The sequence below is a fragment of the Aquabacterium sp. UBA2148 genome (assembly GCF_002328915.1).
Classification (GTDB): Bacteria; Pseudomonadota; Gammaproteobacteria; order Burkholderiales; family Burkholderiaceae_C; genus Aquabacterium; species Aquabacterium parvum.
This window is the reverse complement of the sequence record NZ_DCXA01000002.1, coordinates 3,075-3,890: the sequence shown is the minus strand read 5'-3', so window position 1 is coordinate 3,890 and position 816 is coordinate 3,075. Positions and strand designations below refer to the sequence as shown.

Annotated in this window: 1 protein-coding gene; it reads left to right on the top strand. The window is 72.8% G+C overall.

Going from position 1 to position 816, the window contains the following annotated elements; all coding sequences use genetic code 11:
• Positions 1-92 precede the first annotated feature (92 nt).
• Positions 93-816 (top strand): lysophospholipid acyltransferase family protein (locus tag B2W70_RS00040; protein WP_286741856.1); only part of this gene is annotated, 724 nt, incomplete at its 3' end.

Genomic DNA, 816 nt, shown 5'->3' with positions numbered 1-816 from the left:
TGGGGCCGCAGGGGTGAGGCTCAGGCAACCTTCGAGGGCCCGCGCCCCGCGTTCGGCCTGCCGCAAGGCCCTCAGGCAGAATGCAGCCCGACATGCTCAACGCCCTCCAACGCCTGAGCCACTGGCCCCTCTGCCTGCTGCACCCCCTGGGCGCGGCCATGGGCTGGCTGGCCTACCTCGGCTCGCCCAGTTACCGCCGCCGCCTCAAGGCCCACACCGACGCGGTGGGCTTGAGTCGCAGCCAGCGCTGGGCGGCGGTCGGCCACGCCGGCAAGATGGTGGGTGAGCTGCCCCTGATGTGGGGCCGCCCGCGCGAGGAGGCCTTCGGTGAGCGCGTGCAATGGCGCCACCCCGAAGTCGTCACGCAGGCGCTGGCAGAGGGCAAAGGCCTGCTGCTGCTGACGCCCCACCTGGGCTGCTTCGAGGTCACGGCGCAGGCTTATGCCGAGCGCTTCGGTGCGCAACAACCGATCACCGCGCTCTACCGCCCTGCCAAGCAGGCCTGGCTGGCCGAGGTGATGAAGGACTCGCGCAACCGCCCCGGCATGCTCACCAGCCCCGCCACCCTGGGCGGCGTGCGCCAGATGCTGCGCGCCCTCAAATCGGGTCAGACCGTGGGCCTGCTGCCCGACCAGGTGCCGCCCGAGGGCATGGGCGCCTGGGCGCCTTTCTTCGGCCGCCCCGCCTACACGATGACCATGGCCGCCAAGCTGGTCGCTCAGACGCGCTGCGCCGTCGTGCTGCTGCGGGGCGAACGCCTGGGCTGGCTGGCGCGCCGCCGCCAGGGCTGCAGCTACGTCGTGCACGCCAGCCGGG